The following is a 25,760-nucleotide window of genomic DNA, read 5'->3' on the forward strand; positions in this document are numbered from 1 at the left end:
CGGATAGGAGCGGACATATGGATACGGTCGGAGTCATCGGGGTAGGGCAGATGGGCGCGGGGATCGCGCAGGTGTCGGCGCAGGCGGGCTATCGCGTCCTGCTGTCGGACATGAACCTAGAGCGCGCCGCGGCCGGCAAGGCGGGGATCGCCAAGCAACTCGACCGGGCGGTGACCAAGGAGAAGATCACCGCCGAGGCGCGCGATGCCGCGCTCGCCCTGATCGAGCCGGTCGAGAGCGTCGCAGCGATGGGGCCGGCGTTCCTCGTCATCGAGGCGGCGACCGAGCGCGAGGAGATCAAGCGCGCGATCTTCGCCGAGGTCGGCAAGGTGCTGTCGCCCGACGCGGTGCTCGCTTCGAACACGTCGTCGATCCCGATCACCCGGCTCGCGCAGGCGGCACCCGATGCTGGGCGCTTCGTCGGCGTGCATTTCTTCAATCCGGTTCCAGTGATGGGGCTGATCGAACTGATCCGCGGGCTGGCCACCTCCGACGCGACGGTGGCGACGGTCGAGGCCTATGCAGAACGGCTCGGAAAGCAGGTCGTGCGCGCCAATGACGCGCCGGGTTTCATCGTCAATCGCGTGCTGATGCCGATGCTCAACGAGGCGTGCTTCGCACTCGGCGAAGGCGTGGCGACGATCCGCGACATCGATCTCGCCTGCCAATTGGGGCTCAACCATCCGATGGGGCCGCTGACGCTCGCCGATTTCATCGGTCTCGATACGTGCCTCGAGATCACCCGCGTGCTGTTCGAAGGGACGGGCGACCCCAAGTTCCGGCCTGCGCCGGTGCTGGTCAAATATGTCGAAGCCGGCTGGTTCGGGCGCAAGACCGGACGGGGCTTCTATGATTACTCGGGGCCGGAGCCCGTACCGACCCGGTGATGCGCGCAAAGCCCCTCCCCGGAAGGGGAGGGGCTATCCTGGCGTCACGCCGGCCGGCGCATCTCGAAGCGGGCATCCTCGCCGATTTCGAAATACTCCGCCGGGCCGCCGCCGCGCAGGATCGGGTGGGCCGCGGCGGTGCGATAGGCGCCATCTGCGATCAGATGCGGCGCGATGTGGATGCCCACGACCTCGCTGAGAATCAGCCAGGTATCGATCTCGGCGCCATCGGCGGCCTGCAGGCGCAGCGTTTGCGTGTGGCGGCACTCGAATGCGACAGGGCTCGCCGCGACGCGGGCCGGACCGACGATCCGTGCGGGGGCCGCCTCGAGCCCAGCGAGATCGAACTCGTCGACCCCGGCCGCGACCATCGCCGCGCTCGCATTCATCGCTTCGGCGAGGTTGCGCGTCGCCAGGTTCCAGACAAATTCGCCGGTCGCGGTGATATTGGCGACGCTGTCCTTCCAGCCGATCGAGGCGAAGCCGACGATCGGCGGGCGATAGTTGAGCAGCGTGAAAAAGCTGTACGGTGCGAGATTGCGCGTGCCGTCGGCTGCGAGCGAGCTGATCCAGCCGATCGGGCGCGGCGCGACGATTGAATTGAGCGGATCGTGCGCCAGGCCCGGCACGTCGCCATGCCCGTTGCGCGGTTCGTAGAAATGCAGGTCGGACATGATCGGACGGCCCTTGCCTTGGATTGGTGTGTTTGCGGTTTCGCAGGCACGTGCGAGCGACTAGGCTGTAACCGAGCCGCATCGCGGCGCGAATAGGGATCTGCATGACCGACGCACCCCACCCAACTCCGGCTCAACCCGCCGGCACCCAGGCTGTTCCGCCAGCCACTGAAGGCTATCGGCCCCAAGTCGATCGGCCCCAAGTCTATCGGCATCGCCTTGCGACGCGGATCTGGCATTGGGTCAATGCGGTGACGATCGTCATCATGATCGGCAGCGGGCTGACGATCCTCAACGCGCATCCGCACCTCTATTGGGGCGAATTTGGTGCGAACTCGGATCATCCGTGGTTCAACCCCCCGCATGCGCCGTCCTATCTGACGATCCCAGCAGGCTATAATCTGGCAATCGCGCGGCGCTGGCACTTGCTGTTCGCGCTCGTCTTCGGTTTCGGCCTGCTCGCATTCATGGTGACCAGCCTGATCAACCGGCATTTCCAGAAGGACCTGCGCATTCGGCTGAAGGAGCTCGCCCCGGCGCATCTGTGGTTCGATTTCAAAGAGCATCTCGCGCTGCGCTTCCACGATCCGAAGCATCCGGGCGCGTTCAACATCTTCCAGAAGCTGTCCTACGCGCTGACGATCTTCGGGCTGATCCCGGCCATGATCGTCTCAGGGCTCGCACTCTCGCCGGCGATGACCGCGGCGTGGCCGTGGTTGCTCGCGGTCGTGGGGGGGCGCGCGTCGGCGCGATCGGTGCACTTCCTCGCCGCGTCCGGGCTGGTGGTGTTCATCATCGTCCACCTCGTGCTGGTGATCCTGGCCGGCGCCTGGCCCGAGGTGAAGTCAATGCTGACCGGCTGGTGGCGCGTGCCCGACGATCGTGCGGAGGAAGCGGCATGAGCGGCATCATCACGCGGCGGGCATTGCTGACGACGGGTGCGCTCGGGGCGGGCGCGCTATTGAGCGGGTGCGATCAGGTCGCCAACACGCCTGCTCTGCGCAAAATCCTGTTCTCGGGCGAGAAGATCAATGAGGGGCTGCAGCGCGCGCTGTCGAACCGCGGCAGTCTGGCCAAGGAATATCGCCCCGACCAGATGTCGCCCTTTTTCCGCACCAACGGCACCGCCAACCCCAACACGCCCGATTACAACGCGATGGTCGCCGACCAATTCGCGCAGTGGCGGCTGCAGGTCGGTGGTCTCGTCAACCGCCCGCTCGCGCTGTCGCTCGCGCAGTTGCAGGCGATGCCGGCCCGCAGCCAGATCACGCGCCACGATTGCGTCGAGGGGTGGAGCGCGATCGGCCAGTGGCACGGGCCGCTGCTCGGGACGGTGCTCAAGGCAGCCGACGTGCGTACGAGCGCGCGCTACGTCGTGTTCACCTGCGCCGACCTGTTCTCTGGGCACCATTATTACGAGTCGATCGACCTGATCGATGCTTTCCATCCGCAGACGATCCTTGCCTGGGCGATGAACGGGCACCGGCTCAATGTCGGCCACGGCGCGCCGGTGCGGTTGCGCGTCGAGCGGCAGCTTGGCTACAAACAGGCAAAGTACGTCATGCGGATCGATGCGGTCGCCTCGCTCGCCGGCATCGGGCAGGGCAAGGGCGGGTATTGGGAAGATGCGATCGATTACGATTGGTATGCCGGGATCTAATTGGTAAACGCGCCCGGCTATGGCTCTCATCGATTTGTTTCTCGCCAAGCGCGTCAAGCGCGGCACGCTTACGCTTCACCATGCCGACGGCAAGACCCGCCGCTTCGGCACCGCTACGCCGGGCTTTCCCGATGTCGTCCTGCGCTTTACCGATGCGGGCGCGGCCGCTGCGATCGTGCGCGATCCCGGCATTGGTGCGGGCGAGGCCTATATGAATGGGCGGATGGTGATCGAGCAGGGCGATGCGCGCGACCTCGTCAAATTGCTGATGAAGAACGACCCGTGGGAAGCGGGCAACAACGCGCTCGCCGCTTCCCCGCTCAAACGCGCGGTGCAGGCGGTGACGCTGCGCTTCGGACGGGTCAACATGGCGCGTCAGTCGAAGCGCAACGTCGCGCATCATTACGATCTGTCGGACCGGCTGTACGATCTCTTCCTCGATGCCGACCGGCAATATAGCTGCGCCTATTTCACCAATCCGGCCAACGGCCTCGAACAGGCGCAGGACGACAAGAAAGCGCACATCGCCGCCAAGCTCGCGCTCGCGCCTGGCATGAGCGTGCTCGACATCGGCTGCGGATGGGGCGGGATGGCGTTGTATCTCCACCAGCAGACCGGCGCGCATGTTCTCGGCGTGACGCTGTCGGAGGAGCAGCTCAAGGTCGCGCGCGCGCGCGCCGAAGCGGCGGGTGTCGCCGACAAGGTGAAATTCGAGCTGATCGATTACCGGCATGTGACGGGGACGTTCGACCGGATTGTCTCGGTCGGGATGTTCGAACATGTCGGTCCGGCGAATTACACGACCTTCTTCCGCCAATGCCGCGATCTGCTCAGCGCCGACGGCGTTATGCTGCTCCACACGATCGGCCGCGCCGGCGGGCCGGGCGTGACCGATTCGTGGACCGCGAAATACATCTTCCCCGGCGGCTACAATCCCGCGCTGTCGGAGATCGTGTCAGCGAACGAAGGCCTGCGCTTCATGATCACCGATATCGAGGTGCTGCGGCTGCATTACGGCTACACGCTCGACCAATGGTACGACCGTGTCGTCGCGGCGCGTGACGAGATCATCGCGCTGTACGACGAGCGATTCTATCGCATGTGGCAATTCTACCTCGCCGGCGCGGGGCAGTCGTTCCATTATGGCAGCATGGTCAATTACCAGGTGCAATTCGCCAAGAACCGCCATGTCCTGCCGATCACGCGCGACTATATGATCGAGGGCGAGCGTGCGATGCGCTCCCCGACGGTTGCACGCGCCGCGCGGGTCGCATAGGGCGCACCCGCGCCAAAACCGAAGGATTCGCTCGCATGACTGACCAGATCAACCGCGTCGTCCTCGCCTATTCGGGCGGGCTCGATACCAGCGTGATCCTGAAGTGGTTGCAGCAGACCTATAAATGCGAGGTCGTCACCTTCACTGCCGATCTCGGCCAGGGCGAAGAGCTCGAGCCCGCGCGCAAGAAGGCGGAGATGGCCGGCGTCAAGCCCGAACACATCTTCATCGACGATCTGCGCGAAGAGTTCGTGAAGGACTATGTCTTCCCGATGATGCGCGCCAATGCGCTCTACGAGGGACTCTACCTGCTCGGTACCTCGATCGCGCGGCCGCTGATCGCCAAGCGCCAGATCGAGATCGCAAAGATGCTGGGCGCCGACGCGGTCAGCCACGGTGCGACCGGCAAGGGCAACGATCAGGTGCGCTTCGAGCTCGGTTATTATGCGCTGGCGCCCGACATCAAGGTGATCGCGCCGTGGCGTGAGTGGGATCTGACCAGCCGCACCAAGCTGATCGAATTCGCCGAACAGCATCAGATTCCGGTGAGCAAGGACAAGCGTGGGGAAGCGCCCTTCTCGACCGACGCCAACATGCTGCACACGTCCTCGGAAGGCAAAGTGCTCGAGGATCCGTGGGACGAGGTTCCCGATTACGTCTATTCGCGCACGGTCAATCCCGAGGACGCGCCGAACGAGCCCGAGACGATCACGATCGACTTCGAGGGCGGCGACGGCGTCGCGATCAACGGCGTCGGCATGTCGCCCGCGACCCTGCTAGAGACGCTCAACGAAATGGGCCGCCGCCACGGCATCGGCCGGCTCGATCTGGTCGAGAACCGCTTTGTCGGCATGAAGTCGCGCGGCATGTACGAGACGCCGGGCGGTACGATCTATCATCTCGCGCATCGCGGGATCGAGCAGCTGACGCTCGACCGGGGCGCGGCGCATCTCAAGGACGAACTCGCCCCGCGCTACGCCGAACTGATCTACAACGGCTTCTGGTTCAGCCCCGAGCGCGAGATGCTGCAGGCGGCGATCGACCATAGCCAGACCAAGGTGACGGGCACCGTCCGCCTGAAGCTCTACAAGGGCAATGTCTCGGTCACCGGGCGCAAATCGCCATTCTCGCTCTATTCGGAGAAGGTCGTGACCTTCGAGGACGATCAGGGCGCGTATGACCAGCGCGATGCGGCAGGGTTCATCAAGCTGCAGGCGCTGCGGCTGCGCTTGCTTGGGCGGCGCGACCAAGGCTGAGCCAAGCGGCCGGTAAGGGGCTGAGAAACCACCATACCGGTTGGGCGGGGCGCAAAATTCGCGCGATCTAACCTCGCCTTAACTCCGTCCGTCTACAGCGCTCGCAATGGACGCTCGCGACTCCCGATTGACCCGCCGCGGCGACGCCTTGGCTGCGTTCGCGCTGGCGCTGCTGTTGGGGGCGGTGTGGGCGTGGCGCGATTGGGGCGCGCTGTCGGCGCTGCATTTGCCTGATGCCGATGCCATGCTGCGGCTGCAGCAGGTTCGCGACTGGCTGGCAGGGCAGGGGTTCGCCGACTTGCGCCAGCATCGCCTCGGCGCCGCGCCCGGCCTTGCGCTGCAATGGTCGCGTCTGCCCGATCTGGTGCCGGGCGCGATCATCGCCGGGCTGACGCCGCTGGTCGGTGCGCCGCTTGCCGAACTGGTCGCGGTGATCACCTGGCCGATCGCATTGTTCGCTACAGCGTTGCTCCTGATCACCCGGATCGCGCGCGTGCTCGGCGGCAGCGCGATTGCCCGCACTGCGACCGTCGTCGCGGCGATTGCCTTTCCCGCCACGACGATCTTTCTGCCCGGGCGAATCGACCCGCATGGGCTGCAGATCGTCCTGCTGTTGATCGTGATCCGCGCGCTCGTCGCGCGTCCAGCCATCGAACCGGGGCTGGTCGCAGGGTTCGCGGCGGCGGCGGGCGTGGTTGTCGGCACCGAGACGGTGCCGCTGCTCGCGGCGGCGGGCGCTGCGATGGCGATCGAGTGGCTGCGCGCGCGTGCCGGTGCGGATGATCGGATGATGGGCTTCGGCATCGGGCTCGGCGCGGGTCTGCTGGCCGCATCGATCGTGTTCCGCTCGGCACTGTGGAACGACGCAGTGTGCGACGGCTTCACCGTCACTGCATGGCGCGCCGCGGTGATCGCGGCGTTCGCGCCGATGGGCATGGCGCTCGCGGCGCGCGATATCGCCAGCCCGGCGACGCGCGCGGTGCTCGGCGCGATCATCGTCGCGCTGATCGGAACGGGAATCGTACTGGTCGCACCCGAATGTCTCGCGCCCGGTGGCGGCATCGACCCGCTGCTCGTCCGGCTGTGGCGCGTTCAGGTCGGGGATGCCCAATCGATCTTCACGGCCCCGCTGCCGACCACGATCGGCTATGCCGGGGTGATGGTTGCGGGCGTGCTGGCGAGCGGCTGGCGGCTGCAGGCGACGCGCGACCGGCGCTGGGCCGCGCTGCTGCTCGTCCAACTCGCTGCGGTGTTGCTGAGCGGCGTGGAACTGCGCGCGGCCTATGCCGGCGCGATCCTCGCGGCACCGGGGCTGGCGGCGGCGATTGCGGCGGCGCGGGCGCGCGGTGCGATAACCGTGGCGGGCGCGTGGTTCGCCTCGGCAGGAATGCTGTATCCGATCGCGGCGCAGGCGTTGGCCACGGCGCGCAACGGCGGCACCACCACGGCGCCGGGCGGGGGGTGCACGACGCCGGCGAACCTCGCGACGCTGCGCGGCTTGCCCCCCGGCGGCTTGCTCGCACCGCTCGAGCTCGGCGGCTATGCGATCGGCGCGACGCCTTTGCGCGTCGTCGGCGCGCCCTATCCCCGCAACGCGGCCGGCAATCTCGCCGTGTATCGCTTCTTCCTGGGAGACCCGGCACACGCTGCGGCGATCGCGCAGGGCTGGCACGTGCGCTATGTCGCGATGTGCGGCGACAGTTTCGACACGGCTGCTGGACCGTCGCTCGCCCACGCGTTGCGCCACGGCCAGGCGCCGAACTGGCTCGTGCCGATCGGGCGCAGCGATCCCGCCTTTGCCCTCTACCGCATCGACACGCGCTTGTTTTCGAGGCGGCGCGCACTGTAAGACCGCGCAAATGCAGGACGAGATCGACAGGGCAGGCGGTCGGCAGCGACCGAGTGGGTGGCATGCGCCCCGCCGCGACGCGCGACTGCGCTTGTCGCATCCCCCGTTTCGCCGGTAAGGCGCTACCATGCCGAACGAGACTTCGAACGATCTACACTGGTGGCAGACGCGTTGGTTCGTCGCCGTGATGGCGCTGATCGCGATCATCCCCTTGCTGCGGCCCGACATCCCGCCGCTGGTCGATCTGCCCGGCCATATGGGCCGCTACCGCGTGCAGCTGTCGCGCGACGAATATCCGTGGCTGTCGGACTGGTACAATTTCAACTGGCAGCTGATCGGCAATCTCGGGATCGACATCCTGATCATCCCGCTGGCCAAGCTGTTTGGGCTCGAGCTGGCGGTTAAACTGCTGGTGATTACGATCCCGGTGCTGACGGTCACCGGCTTACTCTGGATCTCGCGCGAGGTGCATGGCCGCATCCCGCCGACCGCGTTGTTCGCGCTGCCGCTGGCGTATAGCTACGCCTTCCAGTTCGGGTTCGTGAACTTCGCTTTCTCGATGGCGCTGGCGCTCAACGCCTTCGCGCTGTGGCTGCGGCTGGCGCGGCACCAGCGCTTCGGCTTGCGTGCGGCGATCTTCGTGCCGCTGTCGTGCGTCATCTGGGTGGCCCACACTTTCGGCTGGGGCGTGCTCGGCGTGCTTGCGTATTCGGCCGAGATGGTCCGCCAGCATGATGCGCGGGTCGATCGCGGTCCGCTGAGCTGGATCAAGGCGTGGCTGCGCGCGGGTGTCGGCTGCGTTCCGCTCGCTCTGCCCGTCGTGCTGATGGTGGTGTGGCGCAGCGGCGCGCATGTCGGCGGCGAGACGGGCGACTGGTTCAACTGGCGCGCCAAGATCGGCTATATGACGATGGCGCTGCGCGATCGCTGGATCACCTTCGACATTACCGGGATGGCGATCCTGCTGTTGATCCTGTTCCGCGGCTTTCGCGATCCGAGCGTCGAATATTCGCGCAACCTCGGGCTGTCGGCCCTGTTCCTGCTGGCTGTGTATCTGTTGCTGCCGCGGATCGTGTTCGGCTCGGCCTATGCCGACATGCGACTCGCGCCGTTCATGCTCGCGATCGCGGTGATTGCGGTGCGGCCCAAAAAGGGCCTGTCGATCCGCGGCAGCGCGACAATCGCGGCGCTCGGGCTGGCGTTCGTGCTGGTGCGGATCGCGGCGGGGACGGCGAGTTTCTGGATGTTCGCGCAGGATTACGATCGCGAGCTGAAGGCGCTCGATCGTCTGCCGGTCGGTGCCAAGCTCATCACCTTTGTCGGCGCGCAATGCGGCGCGCCGTGGACGATGACCCGGCTCGAGCATCTCCCCGCGATCGCGCTCGAGCGCAAGGCGGCCTATGCCAACGACCAATGGTCGATGGCGGGGGCGCAATTGCTCACCGTAAAATATATGCGCGCGAAGCGTTTCGCGCATGATCCTTCGGAGATCGTGACGAGCGTGCAATGCCCGCGCGAATGGTGGCGCCCGATCAGCAAGGCGATGGCGCGCTTTCCGCGCGACGCGTTCGATTACGTCTGGCTGATCCGCCCGCCGGCTTATGATGCGAAGTTCAACCAGGGATTGATCCCGGTGTGGCGCGACGGGAGCAGCGTGCTGTTCCGCATCGACCACAGCCAGCGCGGGATCGAGATCAGCGATGCCGCGCTGAAAACCGCCCGGCCACGTCCGACGCCGTTCTAACCCTTTTTGAACGGCGTCATCGCGCCGAGGAATTCCTGGTCGGATTCGACCGAGGCGCGTTCGCGCACCAGAAAATCGGCGATCGCGCGGCGGAAGCCGGCATCGGGAATGTAATGCGCCGACCAGGTGGGGACCGGGACATAGCCGCGCGCGAGCTTATGCTCGCCCTGTGCGCCGGCTTCGACGGTCTTCAACCCGCGCGCGATGGCGGCGTCGATCGCCTGATAATAGCACAGTTCGAAATGGAGGAAGGGCACGTCCTCGGTGCAACCCCAATAGCGGCCGTAGAGCGTGTCCTCGCCGATCAGGTTGAGCGCGCCGGCGATCGGACGCCCGTCGCGCTCGGCGAAGATCAGCAGAACGCGCTCGGGCATCGTCTGCCCGAGCAGCGTGAAAAACTGCCGTGTCAGGTACGGCTGGCCCCATTTGCGCGCACCGGTGTCCTGATAGAACACCCAGAAGGCGTCCCAATCGGCCTCGCCGATATCGGCGCCCGAGATATGGCGGATCGTCAGCCCCTCGACCGCACCGGCACGCTCCTTGCGGATCGCCTTGCGCTTGCGGCTGGCAAGATCGGCGAGGAACCCGTCGAAATCGGCATAGCCCTGATTCTGCCAGTGGAACTGCGTCCCCTCGCGGATCAGCCAGCCCGCTGCCTCGAACGCGGGCAGCTGCTCGGGCGCGACGAAGGTGGCGTGCGCCGAGGACAGGCCGTGCTGGTCGGTCACCGCCTCGATCGCGGCGATCAAGGCGGGCGCCTGGTCGGCATCGCGCAGCAGCAGCCGTGGCCCCGGGGCCGGTGTGAACGGCACCGCGATCTGCAGCTTGGGGTAATAGGATCCGCCGGCGCGCTCCCACGCATCGGCCCAGGCATGGTCGAAGACATATTCGCCCTGGCTGTGGCTCTTGGCATAAGCGGGGGCGATCCCTGCCGGCCTGCCGTCGGCGCCGTCGACGACGATCGGGATCGGCTGCCAGCCGGTGCGCGACCGGGCGCTGCCGGAGGACTCGAGGATCGACAGAAAGGCGTGGCTGACGAACGGATTGGCGCTGCCCGCACAGGCATCCCAGTCGGCCGCGGGGATGGCGGCGACGCCGTCGGCGATACGGGCGGTGACGGCGTTCTTCACGCGTACAAGCTAGGGCGTCTCACGCGCTTTCTCAACCGCTGCAGGTGCGAACGACCAGCACAAAGCGAGCAGCAGGAAGGGCGTGACGAATTCGCGGTGGCGCTCGCCAAATTCGAACCATACCCCGAACAACAGCAATTGCAGTCCGCACGCCGCGAGCAGCAGGACGAGCGTGAAGGGAATGCGACGCCCGAGCATGGCGGCGGCCCCGCCCAATGCGGCAAGATGCGACAGCAGCGACAGCGGCCACAAGGCAGCGGCCAGCACGCGCGGGAAGGGCGGCCCCATCGCGACGAGCCGCGTCACGCCGAATTGCGAAATGCCGCATGCGCGAACGAACTTGGTGAGGGTGAGGCGAACGAAGCCGAACGGGTGCGTCTCGATCCACGCGATCGCGATCGCCTTGATCCGCTTCCCATACACCAGTTCGGGCAGCCCTTTGAGTTCGGGCGGCGGGGGTTGCCAATTGCCGGTGGCGGTCGGGTTGTTGCCGATCCACAGGCTCGGCCCGCTCGCGGTGGTGAGCGGCACGAAGGCGTGGAGGACGAGCGCATTGCGCACCCACCAGGGCAGCAGCACGACTATGGCGACGAGGCCGCCGCGCACCCCGGCGAGCAGCATCGGCCACAGCCCGATCCGGCCGACCAGGACGACGCCGAACAGCCCCGCAAGCGGCGCCTGACCCGGCTGGGTCAGGGCGAGCAGTCCGGCGGGCAACCCCAGGCGCAGCGCACCGCGCCACCCCGCACGCCGGTCGATCCACGCCAGCGCCAGCGCCAGGATGAGCAGCGCGCAGAGCGACTCCTTCTGCGCCAGCGGGGCGGAGAAGAGGACCGAGGGCCAGACGAGATACAGCCACGCGGCGCGGCGCCCGGCGACCGCGCTGCCAAGGCGCGTGCCAAGCGCGAGGAGCAGCATCGCCGCCGCCCCGTCGGTCAGCGTGCCGAGCGTCAGCACCGACGCGGTGCCAAAACCGAACATCGCGCCCCAGCCGGCCAGTACGAGCGGATAGAGGGGCGGGAACAGCGCGTGCCAGCTCGTGTCGGTGAACGGATCGTGGATCAGCAACCCGTGCCCGGCGAGCAGCCCCTTGGCGAGGTTGAGATAGGCGTTGGGATCGCCGGTCGAGGTCCGGCCGACCGCGAGCAACGCAAAGGCGCTGCGCATCACGATCAACGCCACCGCCAGTGCCGCGACCGGCGCGACGCCCGGCCGCTCGCGCAGCATGTGGAAGCCCGTTGCCGCCAGTGCGATCCAGCCGGCGATCGCGCCGATCGCCGCGAAGCTGATCCCCCAGCGCGCAATCATATCGGGAATCGCGGTCAGGCCGTAGAGCAGGAGCAGCCCCAGCACGGCCTGTACGCTCCAGCCGATCCACCGTTCGAAACGGGGGGGCGGGAGCGTCACTGGCCGAAGGTGCTGGCGCGGTAGAGCAGGGTGATCGCGACGCGGCGGTTGCGCGGGTCGGACGGGTTTTCCTTGATCATCGGCTCGCGGTCCGCGACGCCCTCGATCCGGTTGAAGCGGGTGTCGGGCAGCCCGCCGGCCGCGAGCCGGCGCCGCGTCGCCTCGGCGCGTGCGCTCGACAGCATCCAATTGTTCATCGCAAGCGGATCGCCATACCCCAGATTGTCGGTGTGGCCGCGGATCATGATCGGGTTTTGCGTTCCCTTGATCGATCTGGCGATCACCCCGAGCAGCGCCGAAGCGCGCGGATCGAGTTGCGTGGTGCCGAGATCGAACATCGAATAATCGGCATCGTCGAGCAAGTCGATCCGCATCCCGTCATTCGTTTTGACGAATCGGACATGCGTCGAGAGACGGGCAAGCGCCGGGTTGGTCGCCATCGACTTGGTCATCGCATGCTTCATCGCCTCGAAATTCTTGCGATCTTCGGCCATTATCGCCTTGTCCTTGAGCGTGCCCTTCTGCCCGGTCCCGACCTGATCGCCGCCGATCGCCTCGACCGGGATCGTCATCGAGCGCGTGCCGGTCTGCGAGGCGCGATGCGCGTAATTGTCCTTCGAGGTCATCGAATCGCCGCCGAAGATGCCGTTCGAGCCTGCGCTGTTTTCCTTCATCTGGACGAGCGTCGGCGAGAAATAGTCGGCGAGCGCCTTGCGCTGCTTCTCGTTGGTCGCGCCTAGCAGCCACATCAGCAGGAAGAACGCCATCATCGCCGTCACGAAATCGGCATAGGCGACCTTCCAGGCGCCGCCGTGATGGCCGCCATGCCCTTCGATATAGACCTTCTTGTAGATGATCTTGGGCGGCACGTTGGCACCGTGCGGGGCGCGGGCGGCGGCCATCAGCGATTACCTGCCGGAAGATCTTCACGCGAAGGCGCGAAGGCGCGAAGCGCGGTAGCGGGGGCACGCGGAGACGCAGGGATGCGCAGGAAGGACGATGGATTTGCGTAACGGCGGAGCGCGCGCAGTTCGCGGAGCGATCCGCGCGCGTGGACCAGCGCGCTGACGTCTTCCGAACGGCGGTTCCGAAGACCTGTCGGCGCAACGACGCGCGCCATCTCCGCGTCTCCGCGGCTTCGCGAGAGATCGGTCACGCTTACCGCCCCCGCAACCCGTCGAACACCTCGGCGAAGCCGGGCTGGTTCGAATGCGCGATGCCCGAGCGGGCCGCTTCGATGACGAGCGGCTGCGGGTGGCCGTGAAGCGAGGCGATGATGATCTGCTTGACGACATGGTAGATCGCGCCGTCGGCGTCGAGCACCTGCTTCAACCGGTTGGCGAGCGGGGCGACGATCCCGTAGGCGAGGAGGACGCCCATGAAGGTGCCGACCAGCGCCGAGCCGATCATCGCGCCGAGGATCGCCGGCGGCTTGTCGATCGAGCCCATCGTCTTGACCACGCCGAGCACCGCCGCGACGATGCCGAGCGCGGGAAGCGCGTCGGCGAGCGTCGCGATCGTGCCTTGCGGGCCTTCGACCTCGTGATGGTGGGTCTTGATCATGTTATCCATCACGTCCTCGACCGCATGGACGTCGAGCGTGCCCGACGACACGACGACGAGGCGCAGCGTGTCGGCGATCAGATTGGTCAGCGCGTGATCCGAGAGCAGCCGCGGATATTCGGCGAACACGGCGGAGGAGGCGGGATCCTCGACATGCGGTTCGAGCGCGATCGGGCCTTCGGTGCGGAGCATCTTCATCAGCTTCGACACGAGGAAGATGACGTCGAGATAATCCTGCTTCTTGTATTTCGGGCCCTTGAAGACCTTCATCAACCCGCCGCCGAGCGCCTTCAGCTCCTTCATCGAATTGCCGATGATCAGCGCGCCGACCGCGGCGCCGCCGATGATCAGCATCTCGTGCGGAATGGCTTCCATCACTGGGCCGAGCGCGCCGCCGGTGATCGCGAAACCGCCGAAGATCATCACGAGGAGGACGACGATGCCGATGACCGGAAACATGCGGGATAATGGCCTTTGGTTTGACGGGTCAACAGGACCCAAGCTCTGGTCTCAAAGGGTTAGCGCGGATTGGTGTTCAAGCAGTTAACCAGAGAGGGTTTCTTCGCCTTCCCCGCGCGCCGTGGGAGTCGCACAGCGCCGCGGGGTGAGGGAGAGATCGGCGCGCGGGGACGACTCTCAGCCTTTCGCGGCGTCGCTGCTCCCTCCCACTGCCGCTGGGAGCGGGAATTACTTGAGATAATCGAACAGCGAGAGCGAGCCGAGCTTGGTGAAGCTTGCCTGCGTCGCCGAGATGATCGTCATCGTCTTCTGGAGTTCGACGATCGCGCTCGACTGGTCGGTATCCTCGAGCGCCGAGCGGTCGAGCTCGCGCGCGCCGGCGGCGTCGGTCGATTGCGACGAGACGATATCGAGCCGCGCCGCGCGCGCGCCGACCGATCCCTGGACCGCGCTGACCTGCGTCTGCGCGCTCTTGAGCCCGTCGGCCGCGGTCGCCGACGCCTTCGACACGTCGCCGCCGGCGTTGAGCGCCGAGATGAAGTTGGACAGGAGGGCAAAGGCGTCGGTCGTCCCGCCGTCGCTGGTCGGGATGTTGCCGAATACGCGCTGCGCGCTGTCGGTCGCCTGGATATTGATGCCGTCGGCGACCGGGATCGCCGAGACTTCGCCGGTGCCGCCGAAGCTGACGGTGCCGTCGGCGCCCTGCGTCACCGCGCTCGTCCCCGTCGCCGCGCCGAACAGCGGCTGGCCGCGCGCATCCTTGGTGCCGGCGAGGCTGACCAGCTCGTCGCGAATGCCTTGCAGCTGGGTCGCGATGATCTTGCGGTTGGCATCGCTGAGCGTGCCGGTCGCCGCCTGGGTCGTAAGCTCGGCCGCCTGCTGGAGCTGCGTGTTGATCGCGGTGAGCGTCGAATCGGACTGGGTGAGCAGCGACTTTGCGAGCGTCACATTGCCGTCATAGGCCTTGCTGTCGGCATTCGCCTGCTTGATCGTCGAGAGCCGATTATAGGCGATGACGTCGGCCGAAGGATCGGTGAATTTCTTGGTCGTCGCGATCTGCGTGTTGAGCGTGTCGGCCTTGGCCGACAGCTTCGACAGTTGCGACGATCCGGTGTTGTAGAACTGGTTGGTGCCGATCTGCATGGCGGGTCCTAGCGAATGTCGAGGATCGACTGGAACGTGTCGCGCGCGACCTGGATCACGCGGCTCGACGCCGAATAGGCTTGCTGGAAGCGCAGCAGGTCGACCGCTTCGCTGTCGAGATTGACTCCCGATACGGCATCGCGCGCGGCGACCGCCGTGTCGCGGATCGACCCTTGCGCGTCGGCGACCTGCTGGCGGCTGGCGAGCGTGGCGGCATTGCTCGAGACGAGCGCGGTGGTCTTGCTCTCGAACGCGCCGGTCGTGCGCAGCGTGTCGAGATTGGCGAGATTGGCGTTGTCGCGGCTCCCCGCGCCCTTGGCGGCGGCGGCGATCCCGTTCGGATCGGTCAGCGCGACGGAGATGTCGGTCGCGCTCGTGCCGGTCGCGAACAGCGCCGCGCCGCTGGTGCCCGACAGATCGTCGCCCTGCGCCTGGACGGCATTGACGCCGCTGGTGAATGCCGTGGCGATCCCGTCGAGCTGCTTGCGAGCATCGGCGATGCGCGTCGCCGCTTCGGCGATGCCGGCGAGCGCGCCGCCCGAAGACGTGACCGCAGTGGCGCCGTTTTGCCCCTGGACGGTGAAGGCGATCGCGCCGTCGGTGCCGCGCGCGAAGCCCACGCTCGCCGCCTGATTGCCCGCGACGAGCGCCGGGCCACCGGCATCGCCGAGCTTGACGCTGGCGCGCCCGGCGGAGTCGGTGGTGACAGACACGTCGCTGATCGCGCTCATCTGGTCGAGGATCGAATCGCGCTGATCGGCAAGCTGCGCCGCGCCGCTCGATCCCGGTTGTGCGCGGCCGAGCCCGTCATTGACCTTGGCGAGTGCCGCGCCGAGCGTGGTGAGCGTCGTCGCCGCCTGGGTCGCGGTGGTGTCGAGATCGGTGTCGAGGCTGTCGAGCGCCTTCCCTGTCGCGGAAAAGCTGCCGGCAACGGACTTGGCCTGTTCGAGCAGCGTCGAGCGCGGCGCCGATGCGGTCGGGTCGGCCGCGACCGACTTGGCGGCGTTGAAGAAGCTGCCGAGCTGGTCGCCCAACTGGTTGCCGGTCAGCGCGGTCTGGATCCGGCCGAGCCATTCGACGCTGGTGTCGCTGCGTGCGAGATCGGCGCTGGCGTTGCGGACGTCGGCGGCGCGCAGCGTATCGGCCGAGCGGGTGATTCCGGAGGCGAGAACGCCTTGCCCGACGGCGAGGCGGCTGCCGCTGCTGATGCCGGTGGCGGGCGCGACTTCGCGCAGGTCGGCGGTACGCTTGGCATAGCCCGGCGTCGCGGCATTGGCGATGTTCTCGGACACGGTGGTGAGCGCGGTCTGGTACGCCTTCACCCCGCTCGCGCCGATGCCCAGCAAGTCGCTCATTGCGGCGTGCCTTCCGCCTGCGGCTCTGCCGCCGGCTGCAGCGCGGCCTGCGACTTGGCGAGGAAGGCGGTCATCGCCTTGCCAATCCCGAGCGGGGCGTGATCGGCCATGTTTTGCGCGATCTGCGTGGTCTGCATGTCCTTGAAGGTGTCCATGCCCTTCGAGCCGAACAGATCGTCATCAACCAGATGCGTGGTGCGCATCGACTTGACCATCATGCCGGTGAACACGGCCTCAAACTTCTTGCCCGCCGCATCGAGGTTGGCGCGGCTCTGCAGGCGGCTGGTATCGACGCTGATGCCCGTCGTCGGCGCGGGCGTAGGCGGGAGGGCGGCGACGTCGCTCACAGCACGATCAGCTCGGCTTTGAGCGCCCCGGCTTCCTTGAGCGCTTCGAGGATCGCGACCAGATCGGCCGGCGAGGCGCCGATCGCGTTGACCGCCTTGACGACGTCGGAAAGCTTGGGGCCCGGCTGGAGCAGGAACATCGGGTGCTTCTCCTCATCGACCGCGAGCGCCGACTTCTGTTGCTTGGCGGTCTGGCCCTGGCTGAACGGCAAGGGCTGGCTGACCTTTTCGGTTTCGTCGATCCGCACGGTCAGCTTGCCGTGCGTCACCGCGGCGGTGCCGACGCGGACCGCAGAGTTGATAACGACCGTTCCGGTGCGGGCATTAACAATTACTTTCGCGCTCGGCTCGGCCGAGACGACGTCGAGGTTTTCGATCTCGCTCATCAGCGTCGCGCGGATGTCGCCGCCGACGGGCGCGCGGACCGCGACCGAGACGGCATCGGTCGCCTGCGCGGTGCCCATGCCGAGCCGCGAATTGATCGCGCCCGCGACATTCTGCGCCGTCGTGAAATCGGCACGGGCCAGGTTGAAGGTCAGCGTCGGGCTGTTCTCGAACCCCGTCGCGACCGCACGTTCGACCGTCGCGCCCTCGGGGATGCGGCCGGCCGAGGGAATGTTGACGACGATCGTCGAGCCGTCCTTGCCCTCGGCACCGAGGCCACCGACGGCGAGATTGCCCTGCGCCATCGCGTAGATCTGGTTGTCGGCGCCGAGCAGCGGGGTCATGATCAGCGCGCCGCCGCGGAGCGACTTCGCCTTGCCCATCGAGGCGACGGTGATGTCGAGCTTCTGCCCCGGCTTGGCGAAGGGCGGCAGCTCGGCGGTGATCATCACGACGGCGGCGTTCTTGAGGCCGGGATTGACGGTCGAGGGCAATTGCAGCCCGAAGCGCGAGGCGACCGCCTTCATCGACTGGATGGTATATTCGAGATTGTCGTCGCCCGTGCCGGGCAGCCCGACGACGATGCCGTACCCCGTCAGCTGGTTGGTGCGGATCCCCTGGAAGCCGCCGAGATCCTTGATCCGGTCGGCCGAGGCGGGGGTGGCGAACAGCACGGCGAGAAGAACGGCGAGCACCAACTTCCAGCCCTCACCTCCGCGAACGCGGGGAGCCGGCTTCTTGCCCGCGGTCCGAAGGAGAGGCGGGACCCCGGCTTTCGCGGGGGTGACGGGGAGGAGGGCGCGCGAAAGGGTCATCAGAACGGGCTCACCACCGAGAAGAACCGGCTCAACCAGCCCTGGCGGCTCGCGCGCGCCACATCGCCCTTGCCGGTATAGGCGATCTGCGCATCGGCGACGCGGGTCGAGGGGATGCGGTTGTTGGCGTCGATGTCGGCCGAGCGCACCAGCCCCTTAATCTGGACGAACTCGTCGCCGCGGTTGAGCGTAACGCGCTTCTGCCCCTGGACGAGCATCGTCCCGTTCGCCAGCACCTTGCTGACGGTGACACTGACTTCGCCCGACAGGCTGTTCGACTGATCGGCAGCGCCGCTGCCGTTGAAGGTGCGCGATCCGCTCATCGAGACGTCGGTGCCCTGGAACAAGGCGAGGCGGCCGGTGGTCGGTGGAATGAGGCTGAGCCCGCCGCTCGAGCCGAGCTTCGAATTGGCCGATTTGGACGCGGCGGTGGCCTCGACCAGTACGATCGTCAGCGGGTCGCCGACGCGGCGCGCGCGGCTGCCTTCGTAGAGCGCGGCATAGCCGGTGCTCGCCTGGAAGATCGAACCGTTCGCCACCGCGGGCGCCTCGGGCTCGGCCGAGGGGAGGGCCGCCGTGAAGTCGACCGGCGGCTTCTTCTTGCCGCCGAACAGGTTCGCCTGCGCCCCTGCCGGGACCAAGGCGAGCGTGACGACGCAGGCGATTCGCAGAGCGGATGGTTTCATGACGTTAACCATCACAGATTCTGGTTAACATATTTCAGCATCTCGTCGGTCGCGGTGATCATTTTCGAATTTACCTCGTACGCACGCTGCGTCTCGATCATGTCGACCAGCTCCTCGACGACGTTGACGTTCGACCCTTCGAGCTGGCCCTGGCGGATGTTGCCGCGCCCATCCTGCCCGGCGATGCCGAGATTGGCCGCGCCCGAGGCCGAGGTCTCGGCAAGGTAATTGTCGCCCTTCGACAGCAGGCCCGCGGCATTGGGGAAGCTCGCCACCTGGATCTGGCCGAGCGTCGTCGAGGCCGACTGCCCAGGCACGGTCGCGGACACGGTGCCGTCGGTGCCCACGGTAATCGCGGTCGCGCCCTCGGGGATCGTGATCCCGGGTTGGACCTGATAGCCTTCGCTCGTCACCAGCAGCCCTTCGGGGCTGCGCGAGAAATTGCCCGCGCGGGTGTAGCCGAGCGTGCCGCCGGGCAGCTGCACCTGGAAATAGCCGTCGCCGTCGAGGGCCATGTCGAGGCTGTTGTTGGTTTGCTGGAAGGAGCCTTGCGTGTCGATCCGCGCGGTGCCCTGAATCTTGACGCCGGTGCCGAGGTTGAGCCCCGTCGCATATTTGGTTTCGGAGGAGCTCGGCGCACCCGGCGCGGTCACCGTCTGATACGCCAGCGTCTCGAACGCGGCGCGATCCTTCTTGTACGCCGTCGTGTTCACGTTGGCGAGGTTGTTCGAGATGACGCGCATCCGCATGTCCTGGGCATCGATCCCAGTCCGCGCGATCTGCATGGCTGCACTACCCATCGTCTTGTCCTTCTTTAGCTTGGCAGCCGCATCACGGATGCGCTGGATTCATCCATGTCCTTGGCCGACTTCATCAGATTGGCCTGGACTTCGTAGCTGCGCTGGTTCTCGATCATGTCGACCAGTGCTTGGGTCATGTTGACGTTCGAGCCCTCGAGCGCCCCGCTCTCGATCTTTGCATCGACATCGGCGGGGAGCACGCCGCCGCCGCGCACGTAGAGGAGGTTGTCGGTGCCCTTGACGGTGTCCGACCCCTTCGCGCTGGCGATCTTGAGCGTGTCGATCACCTGCGGGTTCTTGGCGTCGCCGCCGATCGGGATGATCGAGATCTGGCCGTCCGCCGAGATGCTGACGCCCTGCGCGGGCGGGATGGTGATCGGGCCCCCCGACCCGATCACCGGAAAGCCGTCGCCGGTCTGGAGCACGCCCGACGGCGCAATTTCCAGATCACCGCGTCGCGTATAGGCTTCGGTCCCATCGGGCGCCTGGACGGTGAGCCAGCTGTCGCTCGCCACCGCGACGTCGAGCGGGCGCCCGGTCTGCTGGATCGTCCCGGCCTTGCGGTCGGCATCGACCACTTCGGCCGAGGCGGGCGTGCGCGTATCGAAGGCGGAGCCTTTCAAGGACAGCCGGTCGAACACGACGCGATCGGCGCGAAAGCCGATCGTGGAGGCGTTCGCCATATTGTTGGCGATCGCGGCCTGTGATGCGAGATGCGCCTTGAGCCCCGAGGCCGCGGTGTAGACCAGTTTGTCCATATGCTGCTCCGATTACCCCGATCAGCCCTGGATCTGGATGATCGTCTGCGAGATCTGGCTGGCGGTATCCAGCGCCTTGGCGTTGGCCTGGAAGTTGCGCTGCGCCGCGATCAGATTGACCAGCTCCTCGGTGATATCGACGTTCGAGCCCTCGAGCGTGCCCGACAGCATAGAACCAAAGCCATTTTCGTTGGCGGCGCCAAGCGTCGCCTGACCCGACACGCCGGTCGCCGACCAATAGCTGTCGCCGATCTGACGCAAGCCTGTCGGGTCGGTGAAATTGGCGAGGGCCACTTTCCCGAGCGAGACGGTGTCGCCGTTCGAATAGCTGGCCGCGACGATCCCCTGCGCATCGACCGAGACGCCTGAAAGCTCGCCGACGGTGGCACCATCGGCGCTGCGCGTGTTGACCGCAAAGGCGGACGACGCCTGGGTCGAACCGCTCAGATCGAAGGTCAGCGTCTGCGGTAGCCCGCCGGTGGCCGGCGTGAAGGTATCATAGGCGATCGGCGTGGTTGGCGACGAAATCTTGCCATCTGTCCCGAAGGTCACCGGCGTGCCCGCCTTCGAGCCGCCAACGCTCAGTTCGGTGTCGCCGGCGAAGCTGTGGACGGTCCACGCATTGTCGCCAGTCTTGACGTAATAGTTGGTCAGCGTGCTCGCCTTGCCCGTCGAATCGTAGATCGTCGAGGTCGTCGAGCTGTTATAGCTTGCGGCATTGGTCGCGCTGAAGGCCGCGGTCGGGACGGTGGCGGGGGCATAGAGATTGACCCCGAGCGCGACCTTGCCGGTCGCTGCGGGCGTGCCGCTGGTCTGCGCGAGGTTGAGCGCGGTCAGCCCTGCCGCGCCGGTCGCGGTGGCATTGCCTTTGGCATCGACCGGATAACCGAGCAGCGCGGACCCTTGCGCATCGACGATATTGTGCGTCGTCGGATCGACCTTGAAGCTGCCGTTGCGGGTATAGGCGGTGGAGGAATTTAGCCCCGCGGTCTTGACCGTGAAGAAGCCGTCGCCGCTGACGGTCAGATCGAGCGCCGAACCGGTGGTCTTGAGGTTGCCCTCGCTGAACTGCTGCTGGTTCGCCTTGACGACCACGCCCGAACCCACGCTCTTGGTCGGGTCGCTCGAGAAGCTCGAGGCGATCACGTCGGCGAAATCGGTCCGGCTCTTCTTGAAGCCGTTGGTCGAGACGTTGGCGACGTTGTGGCTGACGGTCGAAAGTTCGGTCTGTGCCGCCTGTAGGCCGCTGAGCGAGGTGTAGAAGGACATCGGTTTTGCTCCTGAATCTCAAAAAAGGCGAAAGGCGGTCAGCTGACCTGACGGACGTCGGAAATGGCGACCTGGCCGACGCCATAGACGCTGAGCGAAGGACTGCCGGTGGCGGGAACCGAGACTGCGGTCACTGCAGCCCAGGCCAGGTTCTGGCTCGAGACGCTGCCGCTCGTGCCGGTGGCCTTGACCGAGACGGTGAAGGGCCCGGTGCCGGCATCGGCGCCGCTCGCGGTCTTGCCGTCCCAATCGTAAGTGATGTCGCCGGCCTTCTGTGCGCCGAGGTCGATCGTCTTGAGCAGCTGACCGTTGGAATCCTTGATCGAGACGCTGACGTCGCTGGCATCGCCCGCAATCTCGGCCGCGCCGGCGATCCCGCCGGTGCTGCGGCCATATGCGGTATCGCTCGCGGTCAGGATGTTCTTGCCGACATAGGAGAGCGCGTCGGACGTGCTGGTGCCGTTGAGCTTGGTCTGAATCTCCTTCAGCGTCGTGCTCATGTCGGCGATGCCCGAGGTGCTGGTGACCTGCGCCAGCTGCGCGACCATCTGGCTGTTGTCGGTCGGTGAGAACGGATCCTGGTTCTGCAACTGCGCGGTGAGCAGCTTGAGGAAGTCCGACGTGCCGAGCGATGTCGACGAATTTTTCACCGCGGTGTTCGCGGTGTTCGACGCCGTCGCATTGATGCCGAGGCTCGAGAGTGTGGAATCGAAGGTGCTGGCCATTTTAGCGTCCCATCTTGAGGGTATCGAGGATCAGGGATTTCGCGGTCTGCATGACCTCAACATTGTTCTGGTAGGTGCGCGAGGTCTCCATCATGTCGACCAGTTCGCGCGTCTCATCGACCGCCGATTCCCAGACATTGCCGTCCTTGTCGGCGAGCGGGTGGGAGGGGTCGTACCGCTTGCTCGGGCTCTCGCCCGCGGTGACGATGCTTTCGACATTGACCGTCGCGAGGCCCGAGGCCTTGTCGTACTGCGTGCGGAAGATCGGCTTGATCGTGCGATAGGCGGTATCGGCACTGGTGGTGACCGATCCGGCATTGGCGAGGTTCGACGCGGTGGTGTTCATCCGCACGAGCTGCGCCGACATGGCGCGCCCGGCGACCTGGAAGATCGTGAGGGGATCGGCCATTCTATTCGCCCTTCAAAGCGCGGGTGATCTGGCTGATCCGCCCGTTGAGGAAGGAAAGCGTCGTCTGATAGGCGACGGCATTCTCGGCAAAGGCGGTCTGTTCGGTCGCCAGCTCGACGGTGTTGCCATCGAGCGAGGGCTGCGAGGGCACGCGATATTGCAGCGCGCCAGTGATGCTGGCGTTGCCGCCACTCGAACTCTCGACCGCGGCGAGCGCGGTGTGGAAATCGACGTCCTGCGCCTTGAACCCCGGGGTCGAGGCGTTGGCGATGTTCGAGGCGAGCACGCCCATGCGCTGCGAGCGCACTTCGAGGGCTGCACCATGAACTCCGAACAGACTGTCGTTGGGCATCGCCCGTCTCCAGCGCCTTATTGCGCGAGAGGGTATCAGCAAACGCCGTGCCAAACGCGCTGAGAGCGCGAAAAGCGGCATTTGGCGGACGCGGGCGGCAAACGCTTGCCGGAGGGCGGCAAGACGATTGCCGGTCTTCGCGTTCATCGCCCCGGCGCTGGCCGGGGCCGGGGCGGCACGGGCAATCCGGCGCGGCGCGGGGGGGCAAGCGGTGCGCTTGGCAACGGAGCGGCCCCGGACTGCGCCGCGGCGATGCGGGGTGAAACTGGCCCGCGCCTTGCAGAGAAGTCGGCGATGACCGCACTTCTCGCCCCCTTTCTCGATCCGCTTGCCTTCGCCATCGTCGGCGGGGGAACGCTCGCGGCGATGGTGCTGCGCACGCCCGCGCGCGACCTGGCGGGCGGGTTTGCCGCGCTCGGCACGCTGACGCGCGCGCGCTTCGCCGCCGACCCGCTGCTCGACCAGATCGCCGCCTTCGGGCGGATCGCCAAGCGCCACGGCGTGATGGCGCTCGACCGATCGGTGATCGCCGATCCCGACATGGCCGCGGCGGTTGCCGCGATCGTCGATGGGGCAGCGGGTGAAGATGTCGCCGAACTGCTCCGCCAACGCCGGCGGGAGCGGACCGAACGCGCCGTGGCGGCGGCGGAACTGTGGTCCGGTGCCGCTGAGACCGCGCCGGCGATGGGGATGGTCGGTACGCTGATCGGTCTGGTCGGCATGTTCGTGAAGATGCAGGACGCGTCGGCGATCGGTGCGGCGATGGCGGTGGCCTTGCTGGCGACGCTGTACGGCGCGCTGCTCGCCAATCTGATTTTCGCGCCGATCGCGGCGCGGCTGCGCCGCCATGCGCGCGACGAGGCGATCGAGCGGTTGCGGCTCGACCCGCCGCTGATCGCGCTGGCCGCGCGCGAGCGGCCGCGTGGCGCCGCGCTGATGGAGGTCGCATGACGACCGTCGCGCTTGAGGACGATCTGCCTGAACTCGCGTCGAGCCGCCCGGTCTGGCTGATGACGCTCGCCGATCTCGCCTTGCTGCTCGTCGGCTTTTTCGTCTTTCTCCAGGCGAGCCAGACGCTTGATCGCCACGCGCTCGCCAAGGGCCTGCGCGAAGGGTTCGGCGTCACCGACAAGGCGCACGCCGATCCGGCCGAGCCGATCGCGGTGTCGGTCGGCGCGTTGCACGGCTTCGCGCCCGGCTCGGCCGTGCCGACGCAGTCGTCCGCCGCCTTGGTCGGATGGGCGCGCGAGGCGACGCGCGACCGGCGCGTGACCTTGCGAATCGCAGGCGCGGTCGATGGCTCGCCGGGTGACGTCGACCCCGTCACCGGCAGCGGCGCGATGCTCGCCGCCGATCGCGCGCGCGCGGTCGCGACGCTGTTGCTGGTCGCGCATGCCGTCCCCGCCGATCGCCTCACGATCGTCTCCGCCGCCCGGCCCGCTGGCCGCTCGGTAACCGTTTCCACCGGCTTTGCCGGGCCCGGCACGCCGTTGCCGTCCGGCAACCCGATCTTGCCGCCTCAAAGGACCTCGCGATGATCCGTCGTCTTCCCCTGCTGATGCTCGTCATCGCCACGCCGCTCGCCGCGACCGCGCCGCGCACCTTTCAGGACACTGCCGCGCTCGATCGCGCGGTGACCGCCTTTGCCGGACACGGCATCGGCGACGAGGGCGGCGCGCGCACGCCGATTGACAGCCGGCTCAAGCTCGCCGCGTGCCCGATGGTGTCGATGGCGTGGCGCTCCGAGGCGCATGATGCGGTGGTGGTGACCTGCACCGGCCCCGAATGGCGGATGTACGTACCGATGAAGCTCCCCGTCGCCGCGCCCAAGGGGGCCGCACCTTTGGTGCTGACGCCGAGCGAGGTCGCGATGGCGCGCCCGGTCTATGTCATCAAGCGCGGCGATCCGGTGACGATCAGCGCGGGGTCACAGGGGTTTTCGATCACGCGCGACGGCGTCGCGGTGGGCGATGCCGTTGCGGGCGGGCGCTTCCTGGTGAAGGTCGATCCCGCCAAGGCGCCGATCCAGGCGGTCGCGATCGACAGCGGCCGTGCCACGTTGCCCGGCTGGAGCGAATGATCCGCGCTGCTGTAAAAAAGCGCGAAATCCTTTCTTAAGGTCCGCGCGCACCGGTCGTTCTATTCTATGTCAGCGAGAACCGCGAAGGTGCAGACATGGTAGATGCGATCGGATCAAAGGCAGTCACCTCGCACGACCGGCTGGTCGTGCCAGTTGCTGCAGCGACGAAGCCGGCGGCGACGACGGAGCGGACGAGCGAGGCGGTGGGAAAACAGCGCGAGCTGTCGGCGATCGCGTTCGACTTTGGCGAGCCCAGCGCCGCCGAGACCGAGCGGGTCGACGCCGTCCGGCGCGCAGTGCGCAACGGGACCTATCCGATCACCCCTGAAACGATTGCCGACCGGATGCTCGCCTTGAAGCTGTATTGGAACCCGAACAAATGAGCAGCGCCACGCGACGCGACGCGCTGATCGGCGTGATCGAAGCACTCCATGCCGAGATCGCCGCGTTGAAGGTGAACGACGTCGCCGCGCTCGAACGCGCCACCGCCGACAAGCTCGCCATGATCGAAGCCGTCGCGGCGTTCGGCCAGGCGCCTGCCGGCGACGATCTGCGCGCGCTCGCCGAGGAGGCGCATCGCTTGAACGAGACGTGCCGGATCTACGTGAACCTGATGGCGGCAAATGTTCGCCGCCGCCTGCAAACCTTGACCGGCGCTGCCGGCGTCGCCGTCGGTTCGGCGCCGGGCTCAGTGTACCGTCCCGGCATGGGAATCGCGGCTTACGCGTAATT

General features: G+C 66.8%; 28 protein-coding genes. 12 read left to right on the forward strand and 16 right to left on the reverse strand.

Translation table 11 applies throughout. The annotated features are described in order from the left end of the window. Window positions 1–17: 17 nt before the first annotated feature. The gene (locus ACVWYO_RS11955) at window positions 18–887 is read left to right on the forward strand and encodes a 3-hydroxybutyryl-CoA dehydrogenase (protein ID WP_457351023.1); all 870 of its coding nucleotides are present in this window, start codon (window positions 18–20) and stop codon (window positions 885–887) included. A gap of 44 nt (window positions 888–931) precedes the next feature. Here the strand turns inward: ACVWYO_RS11955 and ACVWYO_RS11960 are convergent, their stop codons facing one another. Beyond that, complete coding sequence (locus ACVWYO_RS11960) at window positions 932–1,561, reverse strand: flavin reductase family protein (protein ID WP_457351025.1); 630 nt, start codon at window positions 1,559–1,561, stop codon at window positions 932–934. A 104-nt stretch (window positions 1,562–1,665) separates the two neighbouring features. Here ACVWYO_RS11960 and ACVWYO_RS11965 point away from each other — a divergent pair, with 104 nt between their 5' ends. The 6 genes from ACVWYO_RS11965 (at window position 1,666) to ACVWYO_RS11990 (ending at window position 9,346) form a co-directional block, all read left to right on the forward strand. Further along, the gene (locus ACVWYO_RS11965) at window positions 1,666–2,463 is read left to right on the forward strand and encodes a cytochrome b/b6 domain-containing protein (protein WP_457351027.1); all 798 of its coding nucleotides are present in this window, start codon (window positions 1,666–1,668) and stop codon (window positions 2,461–2,463) included. Next, window positions 2,460–3,221, forward strand: coding sequence for a molybdopterin-dependent oxidoreductase (locus ACVWYO_RS11970; protein ID WP_457351029.1), 762 nt, complete (start codon window positions 2,460–2,462; stop codon window positions 3,219–3,221). Before ACVWYO_RS11965 ends, ACVWYO_RS11970 begins: the two co-directional genes overlap by 4 nt. A 19-nt stretch (window positions 3,222–3,240) precedes the next feature. Further along, a complete protein-coding gene (locus tag ACVWYO_RS11975; RefSeq protein ID WP_457351031.1) occupies window positions 3,241–4,497 on the forward strand; it encodes a class I SAM-dependent methyltransferase in 1,257 nt (418 codons plus the stop codon). Between the two features lie 35 nt (window positions 4,498–4,532). Continuing rightward, a complete protein-coding gene (locus ACVWYO_RS11980; protein WP_457351033.1) occupies window positions 4,533–5,753 on the forward strand; it encodes an argininosuccinate synthase in 1,221 nt (406 codons plus the stop codon). A gap of 127 nt (window positions 5,754–5,880) precedes the next feature. Beyond that, on the forward strand, window positions 5,881–7,602 hold the full coding sequence (locus ACVWYO_RS11985) for a hypothetical protein (protein WP_457351035.1): 1,722 nt from the start codon (window positions 5,881–5,883) through the stop codon (window positions 7,600–7,602). Between the two features lie 127 nt (window positions 7,603–7,729). Continuing rightward, window positions 7,730–9,346 carry a hypothetical protein gene (locus ACVWYO_RS11990; protein WP_457351037.1) on the forward strand — a complete coding sequence of 539 codons (1,617 nt, stop codon included), beginning with the start codon at window positions 7,730–7,732 and terminating at the stop codon, window positions 9,344–9,346. Here the strand turns inward: ACVWYO_RS11990 and ACVWYO_RS11995 are convergent. From ACVWYO_RS11995 to flgB, 15 genes are all read right to left on the reverse strand, one after another. Continuing rightward, entirely contained in the window at window positions 9,343–10,476 is a 1,134-nt protein-coding gene (locus tag ACVWYO_RS11995; RefSeq protein ID WP_457351039.1) for a GNAT family N-acetyltransferase, read from the reverse strand. The genes ACVWYO_RS11990 and ACVWYO_RS11995 overlap by 4 nt on opposite strands. A 9-nt stretch (window positions 10,477–10,485) precedes the next feature. Then, the gene (locus ACVWYO_RS12000; RefSeq protein WP_457351041.1) at window positions 10,486–11,883 is read right to left on the reverse strand and encodes a glycosyltransferase; all 1,398 of its coding nucleotides are present in this window, start codon (window positions 11,881–11,883) and stop codon (window positions 10,486–10,488) included. After that, on the reverse strand, window positions 11,880–12,785 hold the full coding sequence (locus ACVWYO_RS12005) for a flagellar motor protein MotB (protein WP_457351043.1): 906 nt from the start codon (window positions 12,783–12,785) through the stop codon (window positions 11,880–11,882). Before ACVWYO_RS12005 ends, ACVWYO_RS12000 begins: the two co-directional genes overlap by 4 nt. A 256-nt stretch (window positions 12,786–13,041) precedes the next feature. Next, the gene (gene motA / locus ACVWYO_RS12010; protein ID WP_133191621.1) at window positions 13,042–13,905 is read right to left on the reverse strand and encodes a flagellar motor stator protein MotA; all 864 of its coding nucleotides are present in this window, start codon (window positions 13,903–13,905) and stop codon (window positions 13,042–13,044) included. 228 nt (window positions 13,906–14,133) lie between these two features. Continuing rightward, on the reverse strand, window positions 14,134–15,048 hold the full coding sequence (locus ACVWYO_RS12015; protein WP_457351046.1) for a flagellin N-terminal helical domain-containing protein: 915 nt from the start codon (window positions 15,046–15,048) through the stop codon (window positions 14,134–14,136). Between the two features lie 8 nt (window positions 15,049–15,056). Then, window positions 15,057–16,403, reverse strand: coding sequence for a flagellar hook-associated protein FlgK (gene flgK, locus ACVWYO_RS12020; RefSeq protein WP_457351048.1), 1,347 nt, complete (start codon window positions 16,401–16,403; stop codon window positions 15,057–15,059). Next, on the reverse strand, window positions 16,400–16,750 hold the full coding sequence (locus ACVWYO_RS12025) for a rod-binding protein (RefSeq protein ID WP_457351049.1): 351 nt from the start codon (window positions 16,748–16,750) through the stop codon (window positions 16,400–16,402). Before ACVWYO_RS12025 ends, flgK begins: the two co-directional genes overlap by 4 nt. After that, window positions 16,747–17,829: a flagellar basal body P-ring protein FlgI gene (locus tag ACVWYO_RS12030; protein WP_457351052.1), complete on the reverse strand. Its 1,083-nt coding sequence runs from the start codon at window positions 17,827–17,829 to the stop codon at window positions 16,747–16,749. Before ACVWYO_RS12030 ends, ACVWYO_RS12025 begins: the two co-directional genes overlap by 4 nt. Window positions 17,830–17,948: 119 nt before the next feature. Further along, window positions 17,949–18,635 (reverse strand): flagellar basal body L-ring protein FlgH, encoded by a 687-nt coding sequence (locus ACVWYO_RS12035; protein ID WP_457351054.1) that lies wholly within the window; start codon window positions 18,633–18,635, stop codon window positions 17,949–17,951. 11 nt (window positions 18,636–18,646) lie between these two features. After that, window positions 18,647–19,435: a flagellar basal-body rod protein FlgG gene (gene flgG / locus ACVWYO_RS12040; RefSeq protein ID WP_457351056.1), complete on the reverse strand. Its 789-nt coding sequence runs from the start codon at window positions 19,433–19,435 to the stop codon at window positions 18,647–18,649. Window positions 19,436–19,449: 14 nt separating this feature from the next. Further along, window positions 19,450–20,193, reverse strand: coding sequence for a flagellar basal body rod protein FlgF (locus ACVWYO_RS12045; RefSeq protein WP_457351058.1), 744 nt, complete (start codon window positions 20,191–20,193; stop codon window positions 19,450–19,452). A 21-nt stretch (window positions 20,194–20,214) separates the two neighbouring features. Continuing rightward, on the reverse strand, window positions 20,215–21,462 hold the full coding sequence (locus ACVWYO_RS12050) for a flagellar hook protein FlgE (RefSeq protein WP_457351060.1): 1,248 nt from the start codon (window positions 21,460–21,462) through the stop codon (window positions 20,215–20,217). Window positions 21,463–21,500: 38 nt separating this feature from the next. Further along, window positions 21,501–22,187: a flagellar hook assembly protein FlgD gene (locus tag ACVWYO_RS12055; protein ID WP_457351062.1), complete on the reverse strand. Its 687-nt coding sequence runs from the start codon at window positions 22,185–22,187 to the stop codon at window positions 21,501–21,503. Between the two features lies 1 nt (window position 22,188). After that, a complete protein-coding gene (flgC, locus tag ACVWYO_RS12060) occupies window positions 22,189–22,596 on the reverse strand; it encodes a flagellar basal body rod protein FlgC (protein ID WP_140852196.1) in 408 nt (135 codons plus the stop codon). Between the two features lies 1 nt (window position 22,597). Next, window positions 22,598–22,948, reverse strand: coding sequence for a flagellar basal body rod protein FlgB (gene flgB, locus ACVWYO_RS12065; protein ID WP_457351065.1), 351 nt, complete (start codon window positions 22,946–22,948; stop codon window positions 22,598–22,600). A gap of 294 nt (window positions 22,949–23,242) precedes the next feature. Between flgB and ACVWYO_RS12070 the strand changes: the two genes are divergently transcribed. The 5 genes from ACVWYO_RS12070 to ACVWYO_RS12090 all read left to right on the forward strand — a co-directional run bounded on the left by ACVWYO_RS12070 (window position 23,243) and on the right by ACVWYO_RS12090 (window position 25,758). Beyond that, the gene (locus ACVWYO_RS12070) at window positions 23,243–23,899 is read left to right on the forward strand and encodes a motility protein A (RefSeq protein WP_457351067.1); all 657 of its coding nucleotides are present in this window, start codon (window positions 23,243–23,245) and stop codon (window positions 23,897–23,899) included. Next, window positions 23,896–24,486 carry a flagellar motor protein MotB gene (locus tag ACVWYO_RS12075; RefSeq protein ID WP_457351068.1) on the forward strand — a complete coding sequence of 197 codons (591 nt, stop codon included), beginning with the start codon at window positions 23,896–23,898 and terminating at the stop codon, window positions 24,484–24,486. The genes ACVWYO_RS12070 and ACVWYO_RS12075 overlap by 4 nt, the downstream gene beginning before the upstream one ends. Next, window positions 24,483–25,028, forward strand: a complete 546-nt coding sequence (locus ACVWYO_RS12080; protein WP_457351070.1) for a flagella basal body P-ring formation protein FlgA — start codon at window positions 24,483–24,485, stop codon at window positions 25,026–25,028. Before ACVWYO_RS12075 ends, ACVWYO_RS12080 begins: the two co-directional genes overlap by 4 nt. A gap of 95 nt (window positions 25,029–25,123) precedes the next feature. Continuing rightward, window positions 25,124–25,411: a flagellar biosynthesis anti-sigma factor FlgM gene (locus ACVWYO_RS12085; RefSeq protein WP_457351072.1), complete on the forward strand. Its 288-nt coding sequence runs from the start codon at window positions 25,124–25,126 to the stop codon at window positions 25,409–25,411. Beyond that, window positions 25,408–25,758 (forward strand): flagellar protein FlgN, encoded by a 351-nt coding sequence (locus ACVWYO_RS12090; RefSeq protein ID WP_457351073.1) that lies wholly within the window; start codon window positions 25,408–25,410, stop codon window positions 25,756–25,758. The genes ACVWYO_RS12085 and ACVWYO_RS12090 overlap by 4 nt, the downstream gene beginning before the upstream one ends. Window positions 25,759–25,760 lie beyond the last annotated feature (2 nt).

The organism is Sphingomonas sp. UYP23, from assembly GCF_054059235.1.